We start from the raw sequence: 25035 nt of genomic DNA, 5'->3' as shown, positions 1-25035 counted from the left end.
GGCACCGGGCCTCCCGTCGGTCGGTCGGTCGCGTCGCGGACGCTGGCCGGGCTACTGGGCCAGCTTCAGCCAGACGGCACCGAGCGGCGGCACCACGAGGTGCGCCGAGGCGGGGCGGCCCGCCCACGGGGTGTCCTCGGCGGTGACGACGCCGAGGTTGCCGACTCCGGAGCCGCCGTACTCGGCAGCATCGGTGTTGAGCACCTCGTGCCACTCGCCGGCGGTCGGCAACCCGAAGCGACGCTCCACCGGCACGCCGGAGAAGTTCACGAACACCGCGACCCGGTCGTCGCCGTCCTTTCGCAGGAACCCGAGGGTCGAGTGCGGTGCGTCGCCGCCCTCGAGCCACTCGAAGCCGTCGGCCGTCGAGTCGTGTGTCCAGAGCGCGGGGGAGTCCTTGTACACGCGGTTGAGCTCCGCGACGAGGTCCTGCACACCGCGGTGGCCGGGCTGGTCGAGGAGCCACCAGTCGAGGCCCTTCGCCTCGGACCACTCGGCGGGCTGGGCGAACTCCTGGCCCATGAAGAGCAGCTGCTTGCCGGGGTGCGCCCACATGAACGCCAGGTACGCACGCACGTTGGCGAGCTTCTGCCACTCGTCGCCGGGCATCTTGCCGTACAGGGAGCCCTTGCCGTGCACGACCTCGTCGTGACTGATCGGCAGCGTGAACTGCTCGCTGAACGCGTAGACGAACGAGAACGTGATCTCGTCGTGGTGGTAGCTGCGGTACGCGGGGTCGCGCTGCACGTACTCGAGCGAGTCGTGCATCCACCCCATGTTCCACTTCTGCCCGAAGCCGAGTCCGCCGGCACTCGTCGGCTGGGTCACGCCCGGCCACGAGGTGCTCTCCTCGGCGATCATGACGATGCCGGGGTAGCGCTTGTACGCCGTCGCGTTCGTCTCCTGCAGGAACGAGATCGCGTCGAGGTTCTCGCGGCCGCCGTGGATGTTCGGCAGCCAGTCGGAGCGGGAGTAGTCGAGGTACAGCATCGAGGCCACCGCGTCGACCCGCAGGCCGTCGATGTGGAACTCCTCGAACCAGTACAGCGCGTTCGCGACCAGGAAGTTGCGCACCTGCGGCTGCCCGAAGTCGAACACGTAGGTGCCCCAGTCGAGCTGCTCGCCGCGGCGGGGGTCCGGGTGCTCGAACAGCGCGTAGCCGTCGAAGCGGCCGAGGGCCCACTCGTCCTTCGGGAAGTGCCCGGGGACCCAGTCCATGATCACGCCGATGCCGGCGGAGTGCAGGCGGTCGATCAGGTAGCGCAGGTCGTCCGGCGAACCGAAGCGTGCGGTCGGCGCGTAGTACCCGGTGACCTGGTAGCCCCACGAGCCGCCGAACGGGTGCTCGGCGAGCGGCAGGAACTCCACGTGCGTGAAGCCGGTGTACTCCATGTGCCCGATGAGCTGGTCGGCGACCTCGCGGTACGACAGGCCGGGGCGCCACGAGCCGAGGTGCACCTCGTAGACGCTCATCGGGGCGTCGTGCGTGGTGGTCTGTGCGCGCCGCTCCATCCACGCGGCGTCGCCCTCGGACCACGTGTACGTGGACTCGGTGACGACGGAGGCCGTGGCGGGCGCGATCTCGGCCTCGCGGGCGAACGGGTCGGCCCGCTCCACCCAGCCGGAGTCGGTGAGGATCTGGAACTTGTAGCGCTGCCCGACGACGGCGCCGGGCCAGAACAGCTCCCAGACGCCGAGGTCGCTCAGACGGCGCATCGCGGTGGTGCGGCCTTCCCAGCCCTCGAAGTCGCCGATCACGCGGACGGCGGTGGCCCGGGGCGCCCAGACGGCGAACGCGACACCGTCGACACCGTCGACCGTGCGGGCGTGTGCGCCGAGGTGGTGCCAGAGCTGCTCGTCACGGCCCTCGCCGAACAGGTGCAGGTCGAGCTCGCCGAGCGTCGGGGCGAACCGGTACGCGTCGTCGGTGGTCCAGGTGGCGTCGTCCTCGTCCGTGGACTCGTCGTAGTCGTACTCCGACTCGACGCGGTAGCGACCGAGGGTCTCGGCAGTGGCGCCGGCCCAGAGCCCGTCACCCTCGTGCGTGAGTTCGATGTCGTCGCCGTCGGGGCGCACGAGGCGCACCGCGCGGGCCAGGTGCCGGACGACGCGGACGCTGGTGCCGCCGTCGACCGGGTGCGGGCCGAGCACGTCGTGCGGCTGGGACCAGCGGCCCTCGGCCACCTGCAGACGCAGCCAGTCCTCGATCGGAGCCGGACGCGGATCCGTGGCCGTACCGGTGGCGGCCGGAGCCGAGGCAGCAGTCGGCGCCGGAGCAGCAGCGCTGGGGGCGACGGGCGCGTCGACGGAGGCCGGGCGGACCACGGGTGCAGCGCCGCCGGTCGGGGCCGTCGGGGCGTCCGACGATGCCGCGGCTGCCACGGACGGCTGCCGCGGGTGCGTCGGGTCGGCGGGGTGCCCGGCGAGCGTGGCGGACTCCGACACGCCGCGGTCGGGCGCCTCCCGCTGCGCCGGCGGAGCGCCGGGCAGGTCCTCGTCGGGCGCGGACGCCTTCGGCTCGTACCGCGGCACGGCCGGCGGCGGAGGCGGCACCGGCGGGACGGCCGGTCCGCGCTTCGTGGGGTCGGTCGGTTCGGGGGTCATCGGTGGGGTCCTTCCACGACGAGCAGGTGCACGGGCTCCTGGAACGCGTCCAGGCGGACGTAGTTCGACGCGCCCCAGGTCCAGCGCTGACCGGTCACGACGTCACGGACGTCGAACAGGCCCTCGGTCGGCAAACCGAGTGCGGCGAGGTCCAGGTGCACGGTGGTCTCACGGGCGGAGTGCGGGTCGACGTTGGCGACCACGATCACGGTGTCGGGGCGTCCTGACCGGATGTACTCGCCCGACAGGTGCTTCGAGTAGACGACGATCGCCGGGTCGTCGGCGGCGTGCACGTGCAGGTTCCGCAGCTGTCGCAGCGCGGGGTGCGCCGCCCGGAGGCGGTTGAGCATCGTCACGTACGGCGCCAGGGACGCACCCTCGGCCTCGGCCAGGGCGAAGTCGCGCGGCTTGTACTCGTACTTCTCGTTGTCGATGTTCTCTTCGGAGCCCGGTCGGGCGACGTCCTCGAACAGCTCGTACCCGGCGTACATGCCCCACGTCGGCGCACCGGTGGCGGCGAGCGCCGCCCGCACCTTGTAGCCGGCACGGCCGCCGAACTGCAGGTACTCGGTGAGGATGTCGGGCGTGTTCACGAAGAGGTTCGGGCGCAGGTAGTCGCTCGTCTCGTGCGAGAGCTCCGTGAAGTAGTCCTCGATCTCGTCCTTCGTGTTGCGCCAGGTGAAGTACGAGTACGACTGCTGGAAGCCGGCCTCGGCGAGCGCGCGCATCATCGCCGGGCGGGTGAACGCCTCGGCGAGGAACACGGTGTCGGGGTGCTCGTCGCGGATCTCACGGATGACCCGTTCCCAGAACCAGAGCGGCTTGGTGTGCGGGTTGTCGACGCGGAAGATCCGGATGCCGAATGCGATCCAGTGGCGCAGGACACGCTCGACCTCGGTGACCAGGCCCTCGGGGTCGGTGTCGAACTGGATCGGGTAGATGTCCTGGTAGCGCTTCGGCGGGTTCTCGGCGGTCGCGATGGATCCGTCGGCACGCTGCGTGAACCACTCCGGGTGCTGCGTGACCCAGGGGTGGTCGGGGGAGCACTGCAGCGCGAAGTCGAGCGCGACCTCCATGCCGGTGTTCTTCGCCGTCTCGACGAAGTCGCGGAAGTCGTCCTCGGTGCCGAGGTCGGGGTGGATCGCGTCGTGCCCGCCCTCGGGGGAGCCGATCGCCCAGGGGCTGCCGGGGTCGTTCGGCCCGGGCGTGAGCGTGTTGTTCGGCCCCTTGCGGGCCGTGGTGCCGATGGGGTGGATCGGCGGCAGGTAGATGACGTCGAAGCCCATCCGGGCGACGGCGGGCAGCCGGCGGGCCGCGGTGCGGAAGTCGCCGCTCTTCCAGGAGCCGTCGGGGTTCTTCTTCGCGCCTTCCGAGCGCGGGAAGAACTCGTACCAGGCGCCGACGCCGGCGCGGGTGCGTTCGACGTCGAGCAGCTGGGTGGCGGAGTGGGTCCGGAGCGAGGTGAGCGGGGCTTCCTCGACCTCGGCGACGATCCGCGGGTCGTCGACGGCGGCCAGGCGCTCGGCCGGGTCGAGGTCGGTGTCGCGGACGCGTGCGGCGGCACGGGTGGCGGCGGGGGAGTCGGTCTCCTCGGCCAGCCGGTCGAGCAGCACGGCACCGTCGAGCAGGGTCGCCTCGGTGTCGACGCCGGCCGCGATCTTCAGGCGTGCGCCGTGCAGCCAGCTCGCCCAGTCGTCGGAGTACGACTCGACGTGCCACGTCCAGACGCCGACGTGGTCGACCTGCACCGTGGCTTCGTAGCGGTCGGTGCCGGGGGCACCGAGGGTCATGGGGACGGTGCGGGTTCCACCGTCTGGGCGTTCGAGGACGAGGTCGGCGCCGATGATGCCGTGTCCTTCTCGGAAGACGGTTGCACCGAACGTGATCACCTCGCCGTCGAATGCCTTGCCGGGGAAGCCGTTCGGCGTCCTCGGGGCGAGCTCGGTGATCGGGATGCGCCCGATCTTCGGGCGGCGGGGTCGGTCTGCGGTGGCCACGGAAGCGACGCTACCCGGCGAGCGGCTCCGCGTTCCCCGGAATCGGCCCGCTGTGGAGGGCCGGGCGCGCCGTGGAGCCTGTTGAGGACCGGACGGGAGGCCCGTGGCGGGGCCGCCACGGGCCTCCCGTCCGCCACCCGGTCGCGACGCCGGGCCGCACCCGCCTGCTCGGCGCTACGCCACCTCGAACAGGTGGATGCCGGGGCCGTAGGCGGTGAAGACCTGCCCGGCGGGACGGAGGCGCTCGTGGTCGCGGTGCTTCTCGCTCGACCAGGCCAGGCGGTACCCGAGGACGTCCTCGCGCACCGGCAGGGTCAGGTCGCGGGTGCGGCCGCTGCCGTGCACGACCACCAGGACGCGGTCGAAGGGCTCGTGCTCCGGCGTCGACTCGACGAAGTACTGCAGGGCGCGGTGCACCGGCTGGTCCCAGCCCTCGATCGTCATCGGGTGCCCGTCCGGCCCGTACCAGGACATCCGCGAGGCCCCGGGGGTCTCCTGCCCCTCGACGCCGAAGCGGGTGGGGCGGAGCGACGGGTGCGCCTGCCGGAACCGGGCCAGCGCGGCGACGGCCTCGGTCATCGTCTCGGCGTCCTCGTCGTCGGACCAGTCCACCGGGGTCAGGTCGTCGGACACCACGTAGGCGTTGTTGTTGCCGTGCTGCGTGCGGCTCCGCTCGTCGCCGGCGGTGAGCATCGGCACCCCGGCGGAGAGCATCAGGGTCGCCACCAGGTTGCGCATCGACCGGCCGCGCGCGGCGCGGACCCCGCGGTCGGCGGTGTCACCCTCGATGCCGTGGTTGAACGAGCGGTTGTCGTTCGAGCCGTCGCGGTTGTCCTCGCCGTTGGCCTCGTTGTGCTTGCCGTCGTACGACACCAGGTCGAGCAGGGTGAAGCCGTCGTGCGCGGTGACGAAGTTGACGCTCGCCAGCGGGCCGCGGTCGGCGCCGAAGACGTGACGCGAGCCGGTCAGGGCTCCGGCGAGCGCACCGATCCCGGTCTGCGGCAGGCCGGTGCGGCGCTCCTCGGCGATGTCGGTGAGCCAGAACTGGCGGACCGTGTTGCGGAACCCGTCGTTCCACTCGCTCGTGCGGTGTCCGGCCGCGCCGAACTCCCCGGTCTTCCAGCCGTCCGGGCCGACGTCCCACGGCTCGGCGATCACCAGGGTGTCCTGCAGGTCGGGGTGGTTCCGGATGCGCTCGAGCAGCGGGTGCGACGGGTCGAACCGGTGCTCGCCGTCGCGGGCCAGGGCGGCCATCAGGTCGAAGCGGAACCCGTCGACCTGGACCTCGCGCGCCCAGTACACCAGGCTGTCGACGATGAGGTCCGCCGTCGCCTCGGCCGAGGTGTCGAGCGTGTTCCCGCACCCGGTGGTGTCGTAGTAGGTGTCCCGGCGGGGCGGGTCGGTCTGTGCCCAGCGGTAGCGGTTCGCACCGTCGATGCCGCGCAGGCTCGTCGTCGGACCACCCAGGCCCTCTTCCGCGGTGTGGTTGTAGACGACGTCCAGGACGACCTGGATGCCGGCCTCGTGCAGCAGCCGGACCATGCCCTTGAACTCGCGCAGGACGGCGTCGGCGCCCTCCTGCTGCGCCGGTGCCGAGGCGTGCGCGGCGTGCGGGGCGAAGAACCCGAGCGTGTTGTAGCCCCAGGCGTTCTGCCGGCCGGCATCGCGGAGCCACCGCTCGGTGTCGAACGCCTGCACGGGCAGCAGCTCGAGCGTGGTGACGCCGATGCGGTGCAGGTGCGCGATCGTGCTCTCGTGGGCGACCCCGGCGTACGTGCCGCGCAGGTGCTCCGGCAGGTGCGGGTTCGCGGCCGTCAGGGTGCGGACGTTCGCCTCGTAGACGACGGCACGGTCGAGCGGGACCTGCGGCTTCACGACGCCGCCCCAGTCGAACGCGTCGTCGACGACCACGCTGGTCCACCGGGGGCCGGCCGCCTCGTCGTCGCCGGTCGGCAGGATGCCCCGCGCGTACGGGTCGAGCAACGGACTCGTCGGGTCGAACTCGTGCCGCGGCCCCACCGGCCCGTCCACGAGCAGGTGGTAGCGGTCGCCGGGCACGACCCCGGGGACCTCGCCGGTCCACACGTCCGTGTCCGGCACGCGCTCGAGCGGGTACCGCGTCGGCCGCACGTCGGAGGGGTCGGCTCCGTCGGCGCTCCCCGCGCTCGCCACGACCAGGACGACGTCCGTCGCCGTCGCGGACCGCAGGGTGAACCGGGGGACGGTCCCGCCCAGGGAGAACCCCGGCGTCAGGTCGATCGCTGTCTCGTGCACGCGACAAGGGTACGAGGACCGGCGCGTATCCTGGACACTGCTCGATCCAGGGGGTGCATTTGTCGGTCTACCTCGACCACGCCGCGACGACGCCGATCCTGCCGGAGGCGCTCGCCGCCTTCACCGATGCCCTGGGCACCGTCGGCAACCCGTCGTCCATCCACAGCGCCGGTCAGCGCGCCAAGATGCTGCTCGAGGACGGCCGCGCCGCCGTCGCCCGCTCGCTCGACGCCGACCCCGTGGAGGTCGTGTTCACCTCCGGCGGCACCGAGAGCATCAACCTCGCCGTGAAGGGCCTGTTCTGGGCTCGCCAGCGCGACCGCCAGCGGCCCCGCATCGTCGTCCCGGGCGGCGAGCACCACGCCACCGTCGACACCCTGACCTGGCTGGAGACGCACGAGGGCGCCGTCATCGACGTGGTCCCGTTGGACGCGCAGGGTCGCGTCGACCTCGCCGGACTGGAGGCGCGGCTCGCCGACGCCTCGGACGTCGCCCTGGTCACGTTCCTGTGGGCGAACAACGAGGTGGGCACCATCCAGCCCGTGTCACGGATCGTCGAACTCGCGCACGCCGCAGGCGTGCCCGTGCACAGCGACGCGGTCGCCGCCTACGGGCAGGTGCCGGTGTCGTTCGCCGGGTCCGGCCTCGACGCGCTCAGCGTCTCCGCGCACAAGGTCGGCGGGCCCGTCGGCATCGGTGCACTCGTGCTCGGACGGAAGGCCACCGTCGAACCCCTCATCCACGGCGGGGGGCAGCAGCGGCAGGTGCGGAGCGGCACGCAGGACGCCCCGGCGGCTGCGGCCTTCGGTGTCGCGGCCAGCGCGGTCGTCGCCGAACCGATGCCGCACCCGTCGCTCGTCGCCCTGCGGGACCGCCTGGTCGCCGGGGTCCGTGCGGCCGTGCCGTCTGCGGTGCTGATGGGGGACCCGGTCGACCGGCTGCCGGGCAACGCGCACTTCACGTTCCCCGGGTGCGAGGGCGATTCGCTCCTGTTCCTGCTCGACGCCGCCGGGGTCGCGGTGTCGACCGGGTCGGCGTGCCAGGCCGGTGTGCCCGAGGCGTCGCACGTGCTGCTCGCGATGGGGCTGTCGGAGCAGGACGCCCGTGGTGCGCTCCGGATCACGCTCGGCCACACGACGACCGATGCCGACGTCGACGCGTTCCTGACGGCGCTGCCCGATGCGGTCGCGCGGGCTGGTGCAGCTGGGATGGCATCGAGGGAGCCGCTGCTCGGGCGGTAGTGGTTGACTCCGGGCATGCTTCGATCGTCCGCCGTGTGGGTCGTCTTCGCCCTGCTCGGCATCGTGTTCTTCGGGGTCTCGGTCGCGCTGTTCACCCACCCGGGATCCCGGCCCTTCGGGTTCGTCACCTTCATCTGCGCGGTCGTCGTCCTGGTCAGTGCTTGGGTGGGACACCGGCGATCTCGGCTGCGACGCTGACGCCGGTCCCTTTCCAGGGCATACTGCTGCTCGTGGTGCCGGGGCCGGACGACGTACACGACGCAGGGGACGTCCGCCGTCCAGCGCGAGTCCGACCGCCGCGGGACGACAACTGGTACCGCTCGACCGAGTGGAACGACGAGATCGCTGCGGCGTTCGAAGCGAAGCTCGCACGTGCGAGATCGTCCAGGCTCGAGTACATCCGCATCCAGGGGGTGACCCTCGCCCTGCAGGGCGACGCAGACGAGGGCGTCCGCGAGGTCGGTCGGGGGCTGCTCGTCCGGTTCATGGCGGAGATCGAGGCCGTCGGCGGGTCGCAGGCGCGCGTGAACGACGGCGGGGAGGTGCTCGCGATGTCGCTGGCGTTGTCGGGACGTCTGCGTGACGCCGCTGACGAGTACTGGAGCGTCCTCCGGCGGATCGCCGAGTGCGGCTCCGACTCGTTCACCACCGGCATGTCGGAGGTCCTCCTGGCCGAGGTGCTCCTGCAGCTCGGCGATCCCTCGTCGCTCGCCGAGGCGGACGCACTGCTCGCCGGCGCCGAGGACTCGATCCGGAGGACGGCGTTCTTCCGCGACCGCGTCGTCCGGTACCTGACAGCGCGGGCCCGCGTCGCGAGCCGGCTGGGCGACCCGGAGTCGGCATCCGGGCACGCCCACGCCGCACTGACCGTGCTCGGGATCGAGGGCAACCCGTTCCCTCGGCACCCGGGTGTCGGGGTGCCGACCGTTGATGCGGACCTGCGTGTGGAGCTGACGCGATTGGCAGAAGGGCCTCGGCCCGTGGCGGTTCGGCGACGGTCGTTCCGGTTTCCGTTCCGCAAGGGACGACCGTGACGGGCGAGTGATCCGGTGCTCCTCGCGTCGGCTGAGCAGGCACTGGCGGTCGCGCGGTCTCGGGCACGTGACGGCACTGCGGAAACAGCCACCGGGAGCGGCGAGGTGGACGGACGTCCGCCAGTAGCCTGAGCTCGTGACCTCTCCGAAACCGCAGGGCAGCGCCGACCTGCGCCGGGAGCGCTGACCGTGGCCACGAGCAGCGGTGAGCACCACCCGCGGAACGGCACCCGGCGGGACAGCCGCTGGGCCGTCCCGATCCGTCGGGTCTTCCCCTGGTGGTACCTCGGCGGTGCGGTTGCGACGATGGCGATCCTGATCGTGGTCGATCCCGACGGCAGCCAGGCCACGGTGGCCTTCTGGGGGCCGACGATCGGGATCGCGATCCAGGACCGCGAGCGAGCTGCGCGTGCTCGACTGGACAACGGCCTCCCGGTCGATCGACGGTCGCTCCTGTCGCCTCCGTGGCTCGAACCGACCTGCGCGGTGTTGCTCACCGGCGTGGCCGTCGGACTCGGCATGCTCATCAACGCGCTCTTCGGGCACGGCACGTCCGTCACGACGTGGGTCGGTGCGGGGGTGTTCCTCGGGAGCGCCGCGTCCTTGGTCGGTCTCCTGCTGGTCCTGAGGAGCCGACGCCGCCGACGGTCGAGCGGTGCGGACGGCCAGCCGGACGACGTCAGCTGACGGGGCGCTCCGAGAGGAACCGCCCCGCTCGTCGGTACTGCACGGCCAGTTGCACGAGCCCGAGCACCACCGCGAACGACGCGACGAGCTCGATCAGCTTGATGGGCAGACTGTCCGTGCTCACCGCCGTCGAGGCGGCGAACAGCATCACGGCGCCGAAGATCGGCAGGATCCCGAGCGTGGCTCGACGGTTCTGCACGGCCACCGCGACGACGATGTCCGCGTGCTCGTCGTCGATCGGCTCCTTGCCGGCGATCTGACGCCGCACCGACCGCTGCTCCGCGCGGGAGAGCGGGCTGCTCACCGATCGCCAGCGAGTGACGTAGTGACCGGAGCGGTAGGCCCACACGAAACCGACGATGCCGACGACCAGCCCGAGCAGCAACAGCACGAGTTGGACGAGCAGCTGCACGCCGCCGTCGCCACTCGCGTGGTCGCTCCCGTTGGCCGGCACCAGCACCAGTGCCAGGACCACTCCGACCGCCCACGACACCAGGACGAGTGCCCCCGCCCACACGAACACGCGCGTCCGGCGACGGCGGAGCCCGTCGTCACTCTGGCCGTCGGCGAGCCGGGCGGCGGCTGCCCACCGCTCGGCTCCGGCTGGGTCGGTTGCGGGGCTGGTCATCGTTCGGGTCCTGACGTCGAGAGTCTCTCGACTCTACGGGTCACGGTCGGTGCGGGTCGCGCGTGCGACTCCGGAAGCGACTGGCGTCGGATCCGCACGAGGGGATCGCCACCGACCCGCTTCGTTGTGATACTTGGACATGCTCGAGTTGGTGAGGCCGCAGACGGCGTTGTACGAGGCGTGGGCCGAAGCGCATGCCGAGTGGGGGCCGGGCGCGCACGAGGACGGATTCGGGATCACCGCCCACGACGACGTCGGTGACGAGGACGGGTTCCGCACCTGGGTCGGCCGACTGCACGCCAGACCCGGGGCCCTCTGGTGGATCGTCGAGGACGGCCGCGTCCTGGGCGGGATCGCACTCCGGGCGCCGGGAGACGCGGCCGGCGTGCAGCGGTTCGGCCACGTCGGGTACGGGATCCGCCCCTCGGCGAGGGGCCGAGGCGTGGCGACCTGGGCGCTGGGCCAGGTGCTCGCGCACGCATCGCGCGTCGGGATCGACCCTGTGATCGCCGTCTGCCGCGATGACAACGACGGCTCCATCGGGGTGTTGGAGCACTACGACGCCGTCCTGCTGTCGACCGAGCGCCGCGGTGGCGTGCGGCTGCGACGGTACGCGATCGCCAGGTCGCACCGGAGGCCCGGATGACGGGGCCGGGGCGGGTGTGCGAGGCGTGCGGAGGGAGACCGCGACAAGCGGGACGGACCTGCGCCGGGCCTCCCGGTCGGCCTTCCGGGTGCGCGCCGGACAGGCGGGCGCGCTGGGACCCCGGACCGTCGGCGACGTCGTCGTCAGCGGTCGCCGTCCGTCGGTCTCGGACCGCTCGTGGTGCGCCGCACCACGAGTGACACCGGTACTCGGTGCACGCGCGGCTCCGGGTCTCGCCCCTGCACGCGTTCACCGAGCCACCGTGCCGCCTGGGCCCCGATCGCGAACGTCCCGTTGTCGACCGTGGTGAGCGAGATGTGCCGGATGCTGCCGAGGTAGGTGTCGTCGTACCCGACGAGGGACACGTCGTCCGGGACGACGAGGCCGAGGTCGTCGGCCGCGGACAACGCGCCGATGGCGACGAGGTCGTTGTAGGCCACGAGCGCGGTCGGACGGTCGGCCACGCCCAGGACTCGTCGGGCCGCCGCGTACCCGCTCTCCTCGCTCATGCCGGCCGGCACCACGACGGCGTCGGCACCGTGGCGGGTCATGGTCGCGCGGAAACCCTGCTCGCGGAGCTCTCCGACGCGCCCCGGGCCGACGAGGTGACCGATCCGGGTGTGTCCGAGCGCGAGGAGGTGCTCTGTCGCGATCGAAGCGCCGGCATGGTCGTCGTTCACGACCACGTCGGCGTGCAGGTCGTCAGGCTCGTACGTCCCGGCGAGGACCACCGGGACCTCCTGGACCGCCCGACGGAGCGCGGCGTCGTCCTCTGTGGTGCCGACCACGACGATGCCGTCCACCTGTTGTCGCAGGAGCATGTCCACGGGCGAACCGCCCACGCGCCGTGTGGTCGCCGAGTCGACCAGGATGGGTGCCAGTCCGACGGTGTCGAGCGTCGCGGTGAGTCCGGCGAGCAGGTCGACGAACCAGGGGTTCCGCAGGTCGTTCAGGAGTACTCCGACCGTGCCCGTCCGCTGCTCGCCGAGGCTCCTCGCTGCGCGGTTCGGTCGGTAGCCGAGTTCGTCGACTGCTCGTTCGACGGCCGCCCGACGGGCGTCGCTGACTCCTGGGTCGCCGCGGAGCGCGAGTGAGACCAGCGACTTCGAGACCCCGGCGCGCTCGGCGACGTCCCGGATGGTCGGAGCGTGGTGCGGTCTCGACATGAGAGCAGGCTAGTCCTATTCTGGACCGGTCCAGTTAGTTCCAGTCCTGTCCAACGAAGCGAGCGCAGATGCCCCCGAAGATCTCCATGAACGTCACGACGACGTTCCACGGCAACGTCGTCCAGGACGTCCGCCTCGCGAAGGAAGCCGGCTACGGCGGCATCGAGCTGCAGAGCCCGAAGCTCTACCGGTACCTCGATGCCGGCTACGACGTCCAGACACTGCCGCCACTGCTCGAGGGCCTCGAAGTGACGGGGCTCGGTGCCGTGCTCGACATCGAGCGTCAAGGTGCCGGTCGCGACGACTTCGTCGCGGAGGTCGAGCGGATGTGCGGTGTGGCGACCGCCGTCGGTGCGCCCATCGTGCAGCTGTGCACCGGGCCGGTCGATTCCGCCGTCGTCCGTGACCACCGCGCTGGCCGGCTGGCCGACGACGACACCCGGTACCGGGCGACGCTCGGACTCGACGAGGACGCAGCGGTCCGCATCACCGGTGCGAACGTCCGTCTGGCGGCGGACATCGCCGCGGACCACGGGCTCGAGGTCTACCTGGAGCCCCTCGCCTGGGCGCACCTCAACCGATGCCGGCACGCGCTGGACATCATCGAGGAGGCCGGGCGCGACAACGTGGGGATCGCACTCGACACCTGGCACTTCTGGACGACCGGGGACACGCTGGCCGAGGTCCGAGCGCTGCCCGCGTCCATCATCAAGGCCGTCCACCTGTCGGACGGGTTCGACCTGGACCGCGACCGGACGGTTCCCGACCAAGCCGTCCACCGCAACGTCGTCATCGGTGGCGGCGCGATCCCGCTGCAGCAGTGGGTCGACGCGATCAAGGCCACCGGGTACGACGGATGGTGGGTCACCGAGATGTTCTCCGACCGGGCGAACGAACAGGATCCCGCCGTCGTCGCACGCACCATGCACGACCTGACCGCGATCCTGGTGGGCTGATCATGACGCAACGCTTCGCACTCGTCGGTGCCGGCTTCATCGGCGCCGTGCACGCCGCGTCCCTCGCAGCGCACCCCGACGTCGAGTTCGTGGGGATCCACGACGTCGACCGTGACCGCGCTGCATCGCTGGCGGCACGGCACGGCACGCGGGCACTCACCCAGGACGAGGCGTTCGATGCGGCGCAGGTCGACGCGGTCTTCGTCGCTTCCTCCACCGACACCCACGCGCAGCACCTGCACGCTGCCGCCGACGCCGGGATCGCCGTGCTCTGCGAGAAACCCATCGCTGCCGGGTACGCCGACGCGGTCGCGGTGGTGGAGCACGTGCTTGCCAGCGGCGTGCCGGCGATGCTCGACTTCAACCGGCGATGGGACCGTGACCACGCCGAGTTGCAACGCATCGTCGCCACGGGGGAGATCGGTGCGGTCGAACTCGTCCAGCTCAGCTCCCGCGGCCCGTCCCTGCCGCCGCTCGACTACCTGCGGGTCTCGGGTGGCCAGCTCCGCGACCAGACCGTGCACTTCTTCGACCTCGTGCGGTGGATCACCGGCGAGGACCCGGTGACGGTCGCGGTGGCGGGTTCGGCGCTCGTCGACCCGGCCATCCGCGAGTTCGGCGACGTGGACACATCGGTCACGACCCTCACGATGCCCTCCGGCGCGCTCGTGCAGATCGACAGCGTGCGGCGCACCGGCTACGGCTACGACGAGCGCATCGAGGTCATGGGATCGTCCGGACTCGTCGAGTCGCGGCGGAACCACCGCGGGAACGTCGCTCGTTACACCGATGGGCAGATCGTCGCGGACGGACTCCACGACGGCTGGTTCGAGCGTGTGCAGCCCACCTACGCCGCGACGCTCGCCGCCTTCGTCGCGTCGCTCGAGTCCGGATCCGAGCCGCCGGTCTCCCTGGAGGACGGGCTCAGGGCCCAGGCCATCGCCGAGGCGGCCACTCGTGCCCTGTCGTCGGGACGGACGGAGCACATCGACTACTGACCCCCGGTCGGCCGAGTCGGACTCGCGCCGGTAGGATCGATGACCATGGTCGAACTGGACTTCACCGAGCAGCTCTCCGCCCTTCGCGAGACCTTCGGCAACATCCGCTCGGTGGTCGACGTCGACCGCCTGCAGCGTGAGATCGCCGACCTCAGCGAGCAGGCCGGGGCCCAGGACCTCTGGGACGACGTCGACCACGCGCAGCAGGTGACGAGCGCGCTCTCGCACCGCCAGTCGGAGCTGAAGAAGATCACCGACACCGAGCAGCGCATCGACGACCTCGAGGTGCTGGTCGAGATGGCGAACGAGGGCGACGACCAGGAGTCCGCCGACGAAGCGCTCGCCGAGCTCAAGGCGATCCAGAAGATGATCGGCGACTTCGAGGTGCAGACGCTCCTCGACGGCGAGTACGACGACCGTCCGGCGGTCATCACGATCCGCGCCGGTGCGGGTGGTGTCGACGCGGCGGACTTCGCCGAGATGCTCCTCCGCATGTACCTCCGGTACGCCGAGCAGCACAACTTCAAGACCACCGTGATGGACACCTCGTACGCCGAAGAAGCGGGCATCAAGTCCGCGACGTTCGAGATCGACGCCCCGCACGCGTTCGGCACGCTGTCGGTCGAGGCCGGCACCCACCGCCTGGTCCGGATGTCGCCGTTCGGTGCCGCCGGCAAGCGCCAGACGTCCTTCGCCGCGGTCGAGGTCATCCCGCTCATGCCGGAGACCGCCGTCATCGACATCCCCGAGAACGACATCCGCGTCGACGTGTTCCGCTCGTCGGGCCCCGGCGGGCAGTCCGTCAACACGACCGACTCCGCGGTGCGCCTGACGCATATCCCGACCGGCACCGTCGTCTCGATGCAGAACGAGAAGTCGCAGATCCAGAACCGTGCGGCCGCCATGCGCGTGCTGCAGTCGCGCCTGCTCCTCCTGAAGAAGGAAGAGGAGAACGCGAAGAAGAAGGAACTCGCCGGCAACATCACGGCGAGCTGGGGCGACCAGATCCGCTCCTACGTCCTGGCGCCGTACCAGATGGTCAAGGACCTCCGGACGGAGCACGAGGTGAACAACCCCTCAGCCGTGTTCGACGGCGATCTGGACGGCTTCATCAACGCGGGCATCCGCTGGCGCAAGCAATCCGCTGCCGAGTAGGGGTTCCTGAGCCGCGCGCCTCGCTTGCTTTCCAAGCGGGGCGACCTACCCTGATCCGGTCATGATCAAATTCGACCAGGTCACCAAGGTCTACTCGGGCAACCCGAGTCCGGCGCTCGACAACCTCACCCTCGAGATCCTCAAGGGTGAGTTCGTGTTCCTCGTGGGCGCGTCCGGTTCCGGCAAGTCCAGCTTCCTGCGCCTCGTGCTCAAGGAGGAGAAGCCCACCAGCGGGCAGATCCACGTGCTCGGGCAGCGCCTCGGGTCCCTGGCATCGCGGAAGGTCCCGTACTTCCGCCGCAACCTCGGGGTGGTCTTCCAGGACTTCCGTCTGCTGCCGAACAAGAACGTGTTCGACAACGTGGCGTTCTCGCTGCAGGTCATCGGCAAGAGCAAGGGCTTCATCAGCGAGGCCGTGACCGACGTGCTGAAGCTCGTCGGGCTCGCCGGCAAGGCCACTCGCATGCCGCACGAACTCTCCGGTGGTGAGCAGCAGCGTGTGGCCATCGCCCGCGCCGTCGTGAACAAGCCGGCGATCCTGCTGGCCGACGAGCCCACCGGAAACCTGGACCCCACGACGTCCGCCGGCATCATGGCGCTCCTCGAACGCATCAACCAGGGAGGCACCACCGTGCTGATGGCGACGCACGACGCCAGCATCGTGAACCAGATGCAGCGGCGGGTCATCGAGCTCTCGAACGGCACCGTCCTGCGCGACGAACAGTCCGGCGGCTACCAGACCCAGGCCGTCCCGATCCAGCGAGGCACCGTGTCCAACACCACCGGCATCCAGACGATCCCGGGGCTCATCCGATGAGGCTCGGGCTCGTCATGTCCGAGGTCGGCTCGGGCCTGCGGCGCAATGCGTCGATGGTCGTCTCCGTCGTCCTCGTGACCTTCATCTCCCTGACCTTCGTCGGCACGGCGATCTTGCTCCAGATGCAGATCAACCAGATGAAGGGGTACTGGTACGACCGGGCGCAGGTCGCCGTCTACCTGTGCACCGACACCGACACCACAGGCAACTGCACCGGCGCGAAGGCCACCGCCGACCAGCGCGAGCAGGTCCAGGCGCAGCTCGACTCGTCGACGCTCAAGCCGTACATCGAGAAGACCTACTACGAGAACCAGGACCAGGCCTTCACCCGGTTCAAGGAGCAGTTCAAGGACTCGGCCGCGACGGAGTTCGTCAAGCCGGAGTACCTGAACGAGACCTTCTGGGTGAACCTGAAGAACCCGTCGCAGGCAGACGTCCTGGTCGAGAGCCTGTCGAAGGTCGCCGGCGTGCAGAGCGTCGTCGATCAACGCGGGTACCTGCAGCCGATCTTCAACCTGCTCAACGCCTCGTCGTACACGGCGATCGGCATCGCGGCGCTGATGCTCGTGGCGGCGGTGCTGCTCATCGCGACGACGATCCGCCTGTCGGCGTTCAGTCGACGGCGAGAGCTCGGCATCATGCGGCTCGTGGGTGCGTCGAACCGGTTCATCCAGACACCGTTCGTGCTCGAGGGGGTGATCGCCGCCGCCATCGGAGCGGTCCTGGCCGGTGGCGCCATCACCGCCGTGGTCTGGTTCTTCGTCCGGAACTTCCTGGCGGAGCGCTTCACCGGCACGGCGTTCATCGGCATGGGGGACGCGGCCATCGTGGTCCCCGCGGTGATCGTGATCGGGGTGCTCCTCGCCGCGGCATCGGCGTCGATCGCCATCCGCCGGTACCTGAAGGTCTGACGCACACAGCATCCGCGAACGGGCGGCGCGCCGGGAAGGTGCGTCGCCCGCTTCGTGTTGAGTAGTCTGTAGGGCTGCGCGGAACCACCCACGCAGCGCACTGCACCGGTCACCATCGAGAGGAGTCGTCATGGCGAAGGAACGCGGGGAGAAGATCGTCGCGACGAACCGTCGCGCCCGGCACGACTACCTCATCGAGGACACGTACGAAGCGGGCATGGTCCTGTCCGGCACCGAGGTGAAGTCCCTGCGGATGGGGCGCGCGTCCCTGGTCGACGGGTACGCCTACATCGACGGTGGCGAAGCGTGGATCGACGCCGTGCACATCCCGGAGTACACCGAGGGCACCTGGAACAACCACTCGCCGCGGCGGAAGCGCAAGCTGCTCCTGCACAAGCAGCAGATCGTGAAGATCTCGCACAAGACGGCGCAGGGCGGCTACACCCTCGTGCCACTGCAGATCTACTTCCACGACGGTCGGGCCAAGATCGAGATCGCCGTCGCGAAGGGCAAGCGCGAGTTCGACAAGCGCCAGGCCCTGCGCGAGAAGACCGACAAGCGTGAGGCCGAGCGGGCCATGCGCACCCGGAACCGCGTCGGAGAGTAGCGCCGACGCACCTCCTCGGCTAGACTGAGGGACTGCTCCGACAGGGGCATTGGCAACTCAACAGCGTGACAGCGGCTCGCACGTCCGGCCCGCATGGGGATGATCGGTTTCGACATTGCCTGTGTGCCGACGGGAAGCGGGCCGAGGACCCACGGTTATCTCGTAAACGATCCGTGGAAAACAACAAGTGCCAATTCCAAGCGCACTGACTTCGCTCTCGCTGCGTAAGCAGCCCAGCACATGAAGTCCGTCGGCCAGGTGACCGTCTTCTAACCTGATCCCGACGTCATCCAGAGGACTTGCTGCACGGTTGCGCCTCAGGGCCGTGCGGGACTTGCACTGAGACTGGGCCCGTCGTCCTAGAAGCCGGTAGCAAAGGACGGGGCCGAGCAGAACGAACTATCCGGATACGCCCGTAGAAGACGTCGAATTGCAGCGATGGACGGGGGTTCGATTCCCCCCATCTCCACCATTCGCCGAACGACGAACCGCTGTCACGCTGCGCCACCTGAACGCCCCGGCACCGTCCCCTGGACAGTGCCGGGGCGTTCGCTGTTCCGCCACGTCCGAGGACTACGCTCCGGAGCAGGCGCGCAGAACACGCTCGCGTCGAACCCGAACGAGAGGTCAGCACGTGGTGCAGGAGATCGCGATCCGTGTCCGTCTGCGGGAGCAGGAACGAGTGGTGCTCAGCGAGTACGAGCGGATCGTGGGCTCCGTCGCCACGGTCGCCGCTCTCGCCGCATGGCTGCCGAACCCCGACACCCGTCTGGTCGTTCGCGGCCGCGGCGCGGAGCCGGTTCGCCTCGAGACCGTCACCTACGGCTCGGTGGTCGAGATGCTCGTCGTGCTCGACCAGCGCTCCGCCGGGGTCGAACGTGCCGCCGCAGCCATCGCCGCGCTCATCGAGTCGGTCCGCCACGAGCACGTCGCCGACGACGTCTCCGGGGTCGCCGGGGAACTCGATCGGCTCGACCGCGCTGCCCCGCGCGGACGCTCAGCCGTGGAACGCGCCCTGCGCACGTTCCTCGAGGGGGCACGGTCCGACGTCCTCGAGCGTAAGACGACCACCCGGGTCCGGACCGCGCAGGCGCTGCTCCGACTCGCCGAGGCGGACGCGGTCCTGACGGTCGAGCGGGTCGCCGACGCCCTGGCACCGGTGCTCGAGGAGCACGCGGTCGACGTCGAGCTGGACACCGGCTCGGCCGTGGTCGTCGAGCCGATCGACGGGGTGGAGTCGCCGGAGACCGAGGCTGCGGCCAGCGACGCCGACGCCGACGCCGACGCCGACGCTCACGTCGCGCAGGCGGAGCCGGAGGCCGTGTCGGCCGTCCTGCCGCTGCCGACGGGTGCGAGCAAGGCGAAGTCGAAGAAGGACGACGGCAAGAAGAAGTCGAAGAAGGACGACGACGGCAAGAAGAAGTCCAAGAAGGACGACGACGGCAAGAAGAAGTCGAAGAAGTCGAAGAAGGACGACGACGCGAAGAAGAAGTCCAAGAAGAAGAAGTAGCTCGCAGCCGCTCCCGCTAGAAGTCGAACAGGTTCGCCCGGATCCCTCCGGCGCCGTACTCCCGTCGCAGGAGCCCTCGGCGCCGGAGCACGGGAACCAGGTCGCCGAACATCCGGTGGATCTGCGCCGGGTGCAGGTCGCCCGAGAAGATGATCCCGTCGTTGTCGGCGTCGCTGCCGAGCTCCTCGATGAAGTCCGCGAACTCGTCGGCGGTCCCCACGAACCCCGAGCGTGACGCGATCCGCCCCTGCCGCGCCTTGCGGGTGAGCAGCTCCCGCAGCGGTGCGTCCGGGGTGTCCCCGAGCAGCCCGCGGATCGTGCCGGCCGAGACGTGCTCCCCGAAGGTCCCGTCGGGCACCGGGGCGTCCAGGTCGAGTGCGAGCAGATCGGTCTCGGAGTCGCTCGACCACGCGATCGCCGCCGCACGCAGCGCGTAGTCGGTGGGGTGCTCGGACGCCGCGACGATGCGGTCGGCCTCCTCCGGTGAGGACACGATCACGGGCTTGAGCACGAACAGGATCCGCAGGTCCGCGGTGGACCGCCCTGCGGCCTCGGCTGCCGCGATCACCCGGGCGCGGTACTCCGTGACCGCGGCGGCGGACAGCGGTGCGAGTGCGAGCTGCACGTCCGAGTGGGTCCCGGCGAACGCGAGCCCTCGACCCGAACCACCGGGGGAGACGACCACGGGGTCCGACGCCAGCGGCAGGGCGTTGAGCGGACCGTCGGCGGTGAAGTGGGCGCCCTCGTGGTGGAACGCGTCGAGCGCGTCGCCGTCCGCGAAGTGCCACGAGTCCGGTGCGCCGACGTACGCGTCGCCCCACGAGTGCCAGAGCCGGCGGAGCAGCGTGATCCACTCCTCAGCGCGGTCGTACGCCTGGTCGTGCGGCAGCGGCGGCAGGCCGGCGTGGCGTGCACTGCCGACGTCGGTGACGACGTTGATGCCCAGCCGGTCCGAGGACAGGTGCGCCAGGGTCGCGAACTGCCGTGCCGCCAGGTACGGCGGGGTGATCCCCGCGTTGACGGTCGGCGCGATGCCGATGTGCGAGGTGGCGGCGAACAGGTACGGGGCGAGCAGCAGCGGGTCGTGCTTCGGGCCGCCGTACGCCTGCCGGATGCGCAGGTCGAGGGTGGCGGGGGAGCCGAGCGAGACGGCGTCCTCGGCGATGACCAGGTCCATGCCGGCCTGCTCGAGCGTCCGGACGGACTGCTGGTACAGGTCCGGCTTCGTCCAGTCGTGGCCCCAGTCCCAGTCGGACCGGCCCCACGCCTGCGGGCCGAAGCCTCGCGAGAAGAAGTACCCGAAGTGCTGCAGCTCGGCCATTCAGCGCTCCTGCCGGTCGAGGGCCGGCCCACGGACTGCCGTGCGCTGCGCGTCGGACGCTCCACGTGCCTCCAGGCCGGCGGCGGCGTCTGCGGACCGCACCGCGACGAGCCCGCGTTCCAGGTCGCGGAGCAGGTCCGCGACGTCCTCGATGCCGACCGACAGCCGGATCAGGCCGTCCTCGATGCCCTGCTCGGCTCGCTCCTCCGGCGTGCGGCCGGCATGCGTGGTGGTCGCCGGGTGCAGGATCAGCGAGCGGACGTCGCCCAGGTGGGTCATCCGGCTGAACAGCTGCACGGCGTCGATGAACGCCCGCGCGGCGGCTTCGCCACCGGCGAGCGTGAAGGCGAAGACGGACCCGGCCCCGCGGGGCAGGTAGCGCTGGGCGAGGTCGTGGAACGGACTGGAGGCCAGGCCCGCGTGGTCGACGCTCGTCACCTCCGGCTGCTGGTCCAGCCAGGACGCGACGGCCAGCGCGTTCGCGCAGTGGCGTTCCACCCGCAGCGACAGCGTCTCGATGCCCTGGCGGAGCAGGAACGCGTTGAACGGCGACGGCGCCGGGCCGATGCGTGCGGCGACGACGTCGCGGGCGAACACGGCGAAGGCCCGGTTGCCGTACCGGTCGACGTAGCTCTCGCCGCCGAGGGACCGTTCGGGGCTGGTCAGGTGGGTCCAGCGCTCGGGGGCGGCGGACCAGTCGAAGCGGCCGCCGTCGACGACCACGCCGCCGAGTCCGGCGCCGTGCCCGGAGAGGAACTTCGACGCCGAGTGCACGACGATGTCCGCACCGTGCTCGACCGGGCGCACCAGGTACGGCGTGGCGAGGGTGTTGTCGACGATCAGCGGGACGCCGGCGCGGTGCGCGGTCTCGGCGACGCCGGTGATGTCGAGGACGTCGTTCTTCGGGTTCGGGATCGTCTCGGCGAAGAACGCCTTCGTGTTCGGTCGGACCGCGGCGGCCCAGGCGTCGAGGTCGCGGGCATCGGTGACGAAGTCGACCTCGATGCCGAGCCGGCCGAGGTTCTGCAGCAGCAGCCCGCGCGTGCCCTCGTAGATGCTCCGGGCGCTGACGACGTGGTCGCCGGCCTGCAGCAGGCCGAGGAACGCCACGGTCGCCGCCGCCTGACCGCTGCCGACCAGGATCGCCTGGACACCGCGTTCGAGCAGCGCCACGCGACGCTCGACGTCGGCGTTCGTGGGGTTGCCGAGGCGCGTGTAGGTGTAGCCGTCGTCGGTGTCGGCGAAGCGGTCGCGGGCCTGGTCGAAGTCGTCGAACAGGAACCCGGAGGACATGTGGATCGCGGGGACCCGGGCGCCGTGCCCGGCGTCGGGCACGAAGCCGCCGTGTACCTGCTCGGTCGCGAAGCCGTGGTCGTCGGTCGCCATGGGACACCTCCGGGGGTCGTCTGGCGGTAGCCTCGCAGCCGCTCGGCGCGGACAGGCGATTGCGGCCCCCGGTTACGCGAGCGCAGCCTCAGACGAGCGCGCGGACCCCGGTGACGACAGTGTCCCAGACCTGGAGCAGCGGCTCGCGCGCCAGCCACACCGCGACGGCGTTCACGGCGACGAACAGCACGAACCACAGGGACGCCGGCACCCGCATCTCGGCCGCGGCGATGTGGAAGTCGGTCTGCACCCGGGCACCGGTGAGCAGCCAGCGGCCGACCTGCACCACCGAGCGCAGGCCGTCGACGACGAAGAACGCCCCGACGGCCGCGACGACGAGGACGGTCGCCTCGGACGGGCGGACGGCCACCCACAGGGCGAGCGCGTCGAAGCCGAGCACGACGAGCAGGCCGAACCAGTTCCGGACGAACGCCAGCGCCACGAGCCCGATGACCGCGAGCACCACCACGGGCAGCCAGCGGGAGCCGTGCAGCACCCCGGTCACCAGGAGCACCCCCGCCCACAGGGGTGCGCTGTACCCGGCGTACAGGTTCAGGATCCGCACGAGCCACCGGATGCCACCGGGCACCCGGCCGAGCTGGACCCAGGCCTCGCCGGACCCGTCCGGGTGCAGCTCGATCCGCTGGATCCGCCCGCCGAACGGCACGACGACGATCGCGTGCCCGACCTCGTGCGCGATGGTCGCGGCGATGCGGGCCACCCGGCCGACGAACGGCACGAACGGCAGGACGGCGCCGACGAGGAGCGCGACGAAGACGAGGGGCGGGGCTGCGGTGGTCAAGTGACCAGCATCGCAGCCCCGCCCAGGAAGACCCTGCGGGACCGGCGTCAGGGGAGCCCGGGCGTCGTCAGCACCACCGTGACCAGGACCACGGTGCCGGCGATCGCCAGGGCGGTGAGGACGGCGAGGAAGACCGTCAGGCGGTTCACGCGTCGGCGCCCGGCTATTCGACCGTCACCGACTTCGCCAGGTTCCGGGGCTTGTCGACGTCGCACCCGAGCTGCAGGGCGAGTTCGCGGGCCAGCATCTGCAGCGGCACGACGGCCTCGAGCGGACCCCACGGCGCGGTCATCGCACCCCAGGCCAGGTCGCCGGTGCCACGGCGGCCGAGCGCGGGGATGTCCGCCGACTCGCCGCCGATCGTGATGACGAAGCCACCGCGTGCCCGGACCTCGGCGATCGCCGACTGGATCTTCGGCTCACCGTGGTCGATGACGACCACCGGGGTGCCGTCGTCCACCAGCGCGAGCGGCCCGTGCTTGAGTTCGCCGGCGGGGTACGCCTCGGCCCAGCGGTAGCTGAGCTCCTTGAGCTTCAGGGCGCCCTCGGCGGCGTACGGCAGTCCGGCACCGCGGCCGAGGAACAGGAAGCCGGTCGCCTCCTTGACGCTCGACACCAGCAGGGGCATCCGCTCGGCGGACACCCGCGCGGCGTGCTCGATCCGGGCCGGCAGGTCGAGCAGTTCGTCGACGAGCACCTGCGCGCGGGACGGTTCGATGCGGCCGGAGGCGACCATCGCGGAGATCATCGCCGCGACCCCGACGACGACCTGCGCCGTGAACGTCTTCGTGGCGGCGACCCCGATCTCCGGGCCGGCGTGGCAGTCGAGCACGGCGTCGGCCCGTCGAGCGAGCGAGGAGTGCATGTTGTTCGTCAGCGCGAGCACCGGGTGGCGGTCCTCGAACCGGTCCAGGGCGCGGAGCACGTCCGCGGTCTCACCGGACTGGCTGATCGCGACGACCAGGGTTCCCGGACCGAGCACGGCCTGGTCGGCCTCGCTCGCGACGACGATGTCGGTCGGCACCCCACCGATCCCACGCAGTGCGGTCGCGATCACCTGGCCTGCGTTCAGCGACGTGCCGCAGGCGACGATCGCCAGCCGGTGGAAGCCGGCCAGGCCGAGGCCCACCCACATGCTGCCGTCGGCGGTGCGGCGGGTCACCCGGTCCAGGATCGTCGCGACGACGTCGGCCTGCTCGTCGATCTCCTTCGCCATGTGGTCGGTGTGGTCGCCGAGGTCGAGTGCTGCGGCGGCGAACGGGGACGGCGTGGGGAACGGCACGGGCACCGTGATGCCGTCGGACGACCAGGTCCAGGCCTCACCGAGCTCGACGACGTCGCCGTCGCGCAGCGCCACGAACGTCTCGCACCACTCGGCGATCGCGCCGATGTCGCTCGCCACGAAGTCACCGCGGCCGGAGCGTGCGACGACGAGCGGCGAACGGTCCGCCGCCACGACCATGCGGCCGTCCCGGGCGTCCAGGACCACGATCGCCCACGAGCCCTCGAGCTGCGCCGTCGCGATCTGCACCGCGAGCATCAGGTCCGGGTCGACCGCCAGCGCCCGCTCGACCAGGTGCGCGATGACCTCGGAGTCGACGTCGGACCGGAAGCGGTGGCCCTGCGCCTCGAGCGTCTGGCGCAGCCGGTCCGCGTTCTCGACGATGCCGTTGTGCACGATCGAGATCCGGCCGGTGCAGTCGGCGTGCGGGTGTGCGTTCGCCTCGCGCACGGCACCGTGCGTGGCCCAGCGGGTGTGACCGATGCCGACGCCGGTGAGCGCGTCACCGGAGCGTGCAGCGACGAGCGTGCGCAGGTCGCCGACGCGGGAGACCGAGCGGATCGTCTCGGTGCGGCCGACGGCCGTCCGGACGGCGATGCCGGCGGAGTCGTACCCGCGGTACTCGAGTCGTTCGAGTCCGTCGAGCAGGTAGGGGGTCGCGTCGTCAGACACGCGGGCCGCGATGATGCCGCACATCGGCTGTCCCTTCGGGGGAACGAGGGTGGGTGGAACGGGGAGGTGGGACTGGTGCGGCACCGACCGCCGTCGGGTCTGCCGCGCGTCCGGGGCCTCCCGGCCCGGGAACCGACGCCCGTCCTCGGATCAGGCGAGGACGGACGTCGGTGTCGTTGGGCCGAGGGGTTCGGGTACCGGACGGGGTACCGCGGGCTGGCCCCCGGGGGAGGGGCACGGCGGTCGGTGCAGGAGAAGCCTCACCCGCCGCCGACCACACGGCAACACCCGTCGGACGCTCTTGCGGTTCCCCGCGTGCGGGGGCACACCGCGCTGCGGTC

21 protein-coding genes and 1 other RNA gene are annotated in these 25035 nt (G+C 71.0%); 13 read left to right on the top strand and 9 right to left on the bottom strand.

The annotated features are described in order from the left end of the window. Positions 1-51 precede the first annotated feature (51 nt). The 3 genes from glgB to BIU91_RS16805 all read right to left on the bottom strand — a co-directional run bounded on the left by glgB (position 52) and on the right by BIU91_RS16805 (position 6875). Entirely contained in the window at positions 52-2604 is a 2553-nt protein-coding gene (gene glgB / locus BIU91_RS16815; RefSeq protein ID WP_139196508.1) for a 1,4-alpha-glucan branching protein GlgB, read from the bottom strand. After that, on the bottom strand, positions 2601-4601 hold the full coding sequence (locus tag BIU91_RS16810; RefSeq protein ID WP_171907870.1) for an alpha-1,4-glucan--maltose-1-phosphate maltosyltransferase: 2001 nt from the start codon (positions 4599-4601) through the stop codon (positions 2601-2603). Before BIU91_RS16810 ends, glgB begins: the two co-directional genes overlap by 4 nt. 174 nt (positions 4602-4775) lie before the next feature. Beyond that, positions 4776-6875: an alpha-amylase family glycosyl hydrolase gene (locus tag BIU91_RS16805; protein WP_071406369.1), complete on the bottom strand. Its 2100-nt coding sequence runs from the start codon at positions 6873-6875 to the stop codon at positions 4776-4778. A gap of 59 nt (positions 6876-6934) precedes the next feature. On the opposite strand from BIU91_RS16805, the gene BIU91_RS16800 reads away from it, so the two are divergent. The 4 genes from BIU91_RS16800 to BIU91_RS16790 all read left to right on the top strand — a co-directional run bounded on the left by BIU91_RS16800 (position 6935) and on the right by BIU91_RS16790 (position 9837). Continuing rightward, complete coding sequence (locus tag BIU91_RS16800) at positions 6935-8116, top strand: cysteine desulfurase family protein (protein WP_071406368.1); 1182 nt, start codon at positions 6935-6937, stop codon at positions 8114-8116. A gap of 15 nt (positions 8117-8131) precedes the next feature. Further along, a complete protein-coding gene (locus tag BIU91_RS18660; protein WP_139196507.1) occupies positions 8132-8314 on the top strand; it encodes a hypothetical protein in 183 nt (60 codons plus the stop codon). Between the two features lie 32 nt (positions 8315-8346). Then, positions 8347-9150, top strand: a complete 804-nt coding sequence (locus BIU91_RS16795) for a hypothetical protein (RefSeq protein ID WP_071406367.1) — start codon at positions 8347-8349, stop codon at positions 9148-9150. Positions 9151-9339: 189 nt separating this feature from the next. Beyond that, a complete protein-coding gene (locus BIU91_RS16790) occupies positions 9340-9837 on the top strand; it encodes a hypothetical protein (protein WP_071406366.1) in 498 nt (165 codons plus the stop codon). On the opposite strand, the gene BIU91_RS16785 is transcribed toward BIU91_RS16790, so the two are convergent. Then, positions 9830-10465 (bottom strand): hypothetical protein, encoded by a 636-nt coding sequence (locus BIU91_RS16785; RefSeq protein ID WP_071406365.1) that lies wholly within the window; start codon positions 10463-10465, stop codon positions 9830-9832. The two genes, BIU91_RS16790 and BIU91_RS16785, sit on opposite strands and share 8 nt — an antisense overlap. 151 nt (positions 10466-10616) lie before the next feature. Here BIU91_RS16785 and BIU91_RS16780 point away from each other — a divergent pair, with 151 nt between their 5' ends. Beyond that, a complete protein-coding gene (locus BIU91_RS16780; protein ID WP_216099684.1) occupies positions 10617-11111 on the top strand; it encodes a GNAT family N-acetyltransferase in 495 nt (164 codons plus the stop codon). 143 nt (positions 11112-11254) lie between these two features. Here the strand turns inward: BIU91_RS16780 and BIU91_RS16775 are convergent, their stop codons facing one another. Further along, positions 11255-12277, bottom strand: a complete 1023-nt coding sequence (locus tag BIU91_RS16775; protein WP_071406363.1) for a LacI family DNA-binding transcriptional regulator — start codon at positions 12275-12277, stop codon at positions 11255-11257. A 68-nt stretch (positions 12278-12345) separates the two neighbouring features. On the opposite strand from BIU91_RS16775, the gene BIU91_RS16770 reads away from it, so the two are divergent. From BIU91_RS16770 to BIU91_RS16735, 8 genes are all read left to right on the top strand, one after another. Then, the gene (locus BIU91_RS16770; protein WP_071406362.1) at positions 12346-13233 is read left to right on the top strand and encodes a sugar phosphate isomerase/epimerase family protein; all 888 of its coding nucleotides are present in this window, start codon (positions 12346-12348) and stop codon (positions 13231-13233) included. Between the two features lie 2 nt (positions 13234-13235). Further along, entirely contained in the window at positions 13236-14231 is a 996-nt protein-coding gene (locus BIU91_RS16765; RefSeq protein ID WP_071406361.1) for a Gfo/Idh/MocA family oxidoreductase, read from the top strand. Positions 14232-14276: 45 nt separating this feature from the next. After that, complete coding sequence (prfB, locus tag BIU91_RS16760) at positions 14277-15386, top strand: peptide chain release factor 2 (RefSeq protein ID WP_071244840.1); 1110 nt, start codon at positions 14277-14279, stop codon at positions 15384-15386. A gap of 61 nt (positions 15387-15447) precedes the next feature. Further along, positions 15448-16203 carry a cell division ATP-binding protein FtsE gene (gene ftsE, locus BIU91_RS16755; RefSeq protein WP_017888215.1) on the top strand — a complete coding sequence of 252 codons (756 nt, stop codon included), beginning with the start codon at positions 15448-15450 and terminating at the stop codon, positions 16201-16203. Further along, complete coding sequence (gene ftsX / locus BIU91_RS16750; RefSeq protein ID WP_027465852.1) at positions 16200-17114, top strand: permease-like cell division protein FtsX; 915 nt, start codon at positions 16200-16202, stop codon at positions 17112-17114. The genes ftsE and ftsX overlap by 4 nt, the downstream gene beginning before the upstream one ends. 130 nt (positions 17115-17244) lie before the next feature. Continuing rightward, positions 17245-17721, top strand: a complete 477-nt coding sequence (gene smpB / locus BIU91_RS16745; protein WP_027465851.1) for an SsrA-binding protein SmpB — start codon at positions 17245-17247, stop codon at positions 17719-17721. 95 nt (positions 17722-17816) lie between these two features. Continuing rightward, positions 17817-18193, top strand: a transfer-messenger RNA (tmRNA) gene (ssrA, locus tag BIU91_RS16740). 162 nt (positions 18194-18355) lie between these two features. Beyond that, positions 18356-19231 (top strand): hypothetical protein, encoded by an 876-nt coding sequence (locus BIU91_RS16735; RefSeq protein WP_071406360.1) that lies wholly within the window; start codon positions 18356-18358, stop codon positions 19229-19231. Between the two features lie 16 nt (positions 19232-19247). On the opposite strand, the gene BIU91_RS16730 is transcribed toward BIU91_RS16735, so the two are convergent. The 4 genes from BIU91_RS16730 to glmS form a co-directional block, all read right to left on the bottom strand. Beyond that, entirely contained in the window at positions 19248-20552 is a 1305-nt protein-coding gene (locus tag BIU91_RS16730) for an LLM class flavin-dependent oxidoreductase (protein ID WP_071406359.1), read from the bottom strand. Further along, positions 20553-21938 (bottom strand): PLP-dependent transferase, encoded by a 1386-nt coding sequence (locus BIU91_RS16725; RefSeq protein WP_071406358.1) that lies wholly within the window; start codon positions 21936-21938, stop codon positions 20553-20555. Between the two features lie 88 nt (positions 21939-22026). Continuing rightward, positions 22027-22740 carry a M50 family metallopeptidase gene (locus BIU91_RS16720; RefSeq protein WP_071406357.1) on the bottom strand — a complete coding sequence of 238 codons (714 nt, stop codon included), beginning with the start codon at positions 22738-22740 and terminating at the stop codon, positions 22027-22029. A 163-nt stretch (positions 22741-22903) separates the two neighbouring features. After that, a complete protein-coding gene (glmS, locus tag BIU91_RS16715; protein WP_071406356.1) occupies positions 22904-24718 on the bottom strand; it encodes a glutamine--fructose-6-phosphate transaminase (isomerizing) in 1815 nt (604 codons plus the stop codon). Positions 24719-25035 lie beyond the last annotated feature (317 nt).

The sequence above is a fragment of the Curtobacterium sp. MMLR14_002 genome (assembly GCF_001864975.1).
Taxonomy (GTDB): Bacteria; Actinomycetota; Actinomycetes; order Actinomycetales; family Microbacteriaceae; genus Curtobacterium; species Curtobacterium flaccumfaciens.
Note: the sequence above shows the minus strand (reverse complement) of the source record. Positions and strands in the feature narration are given on the sequence as shown.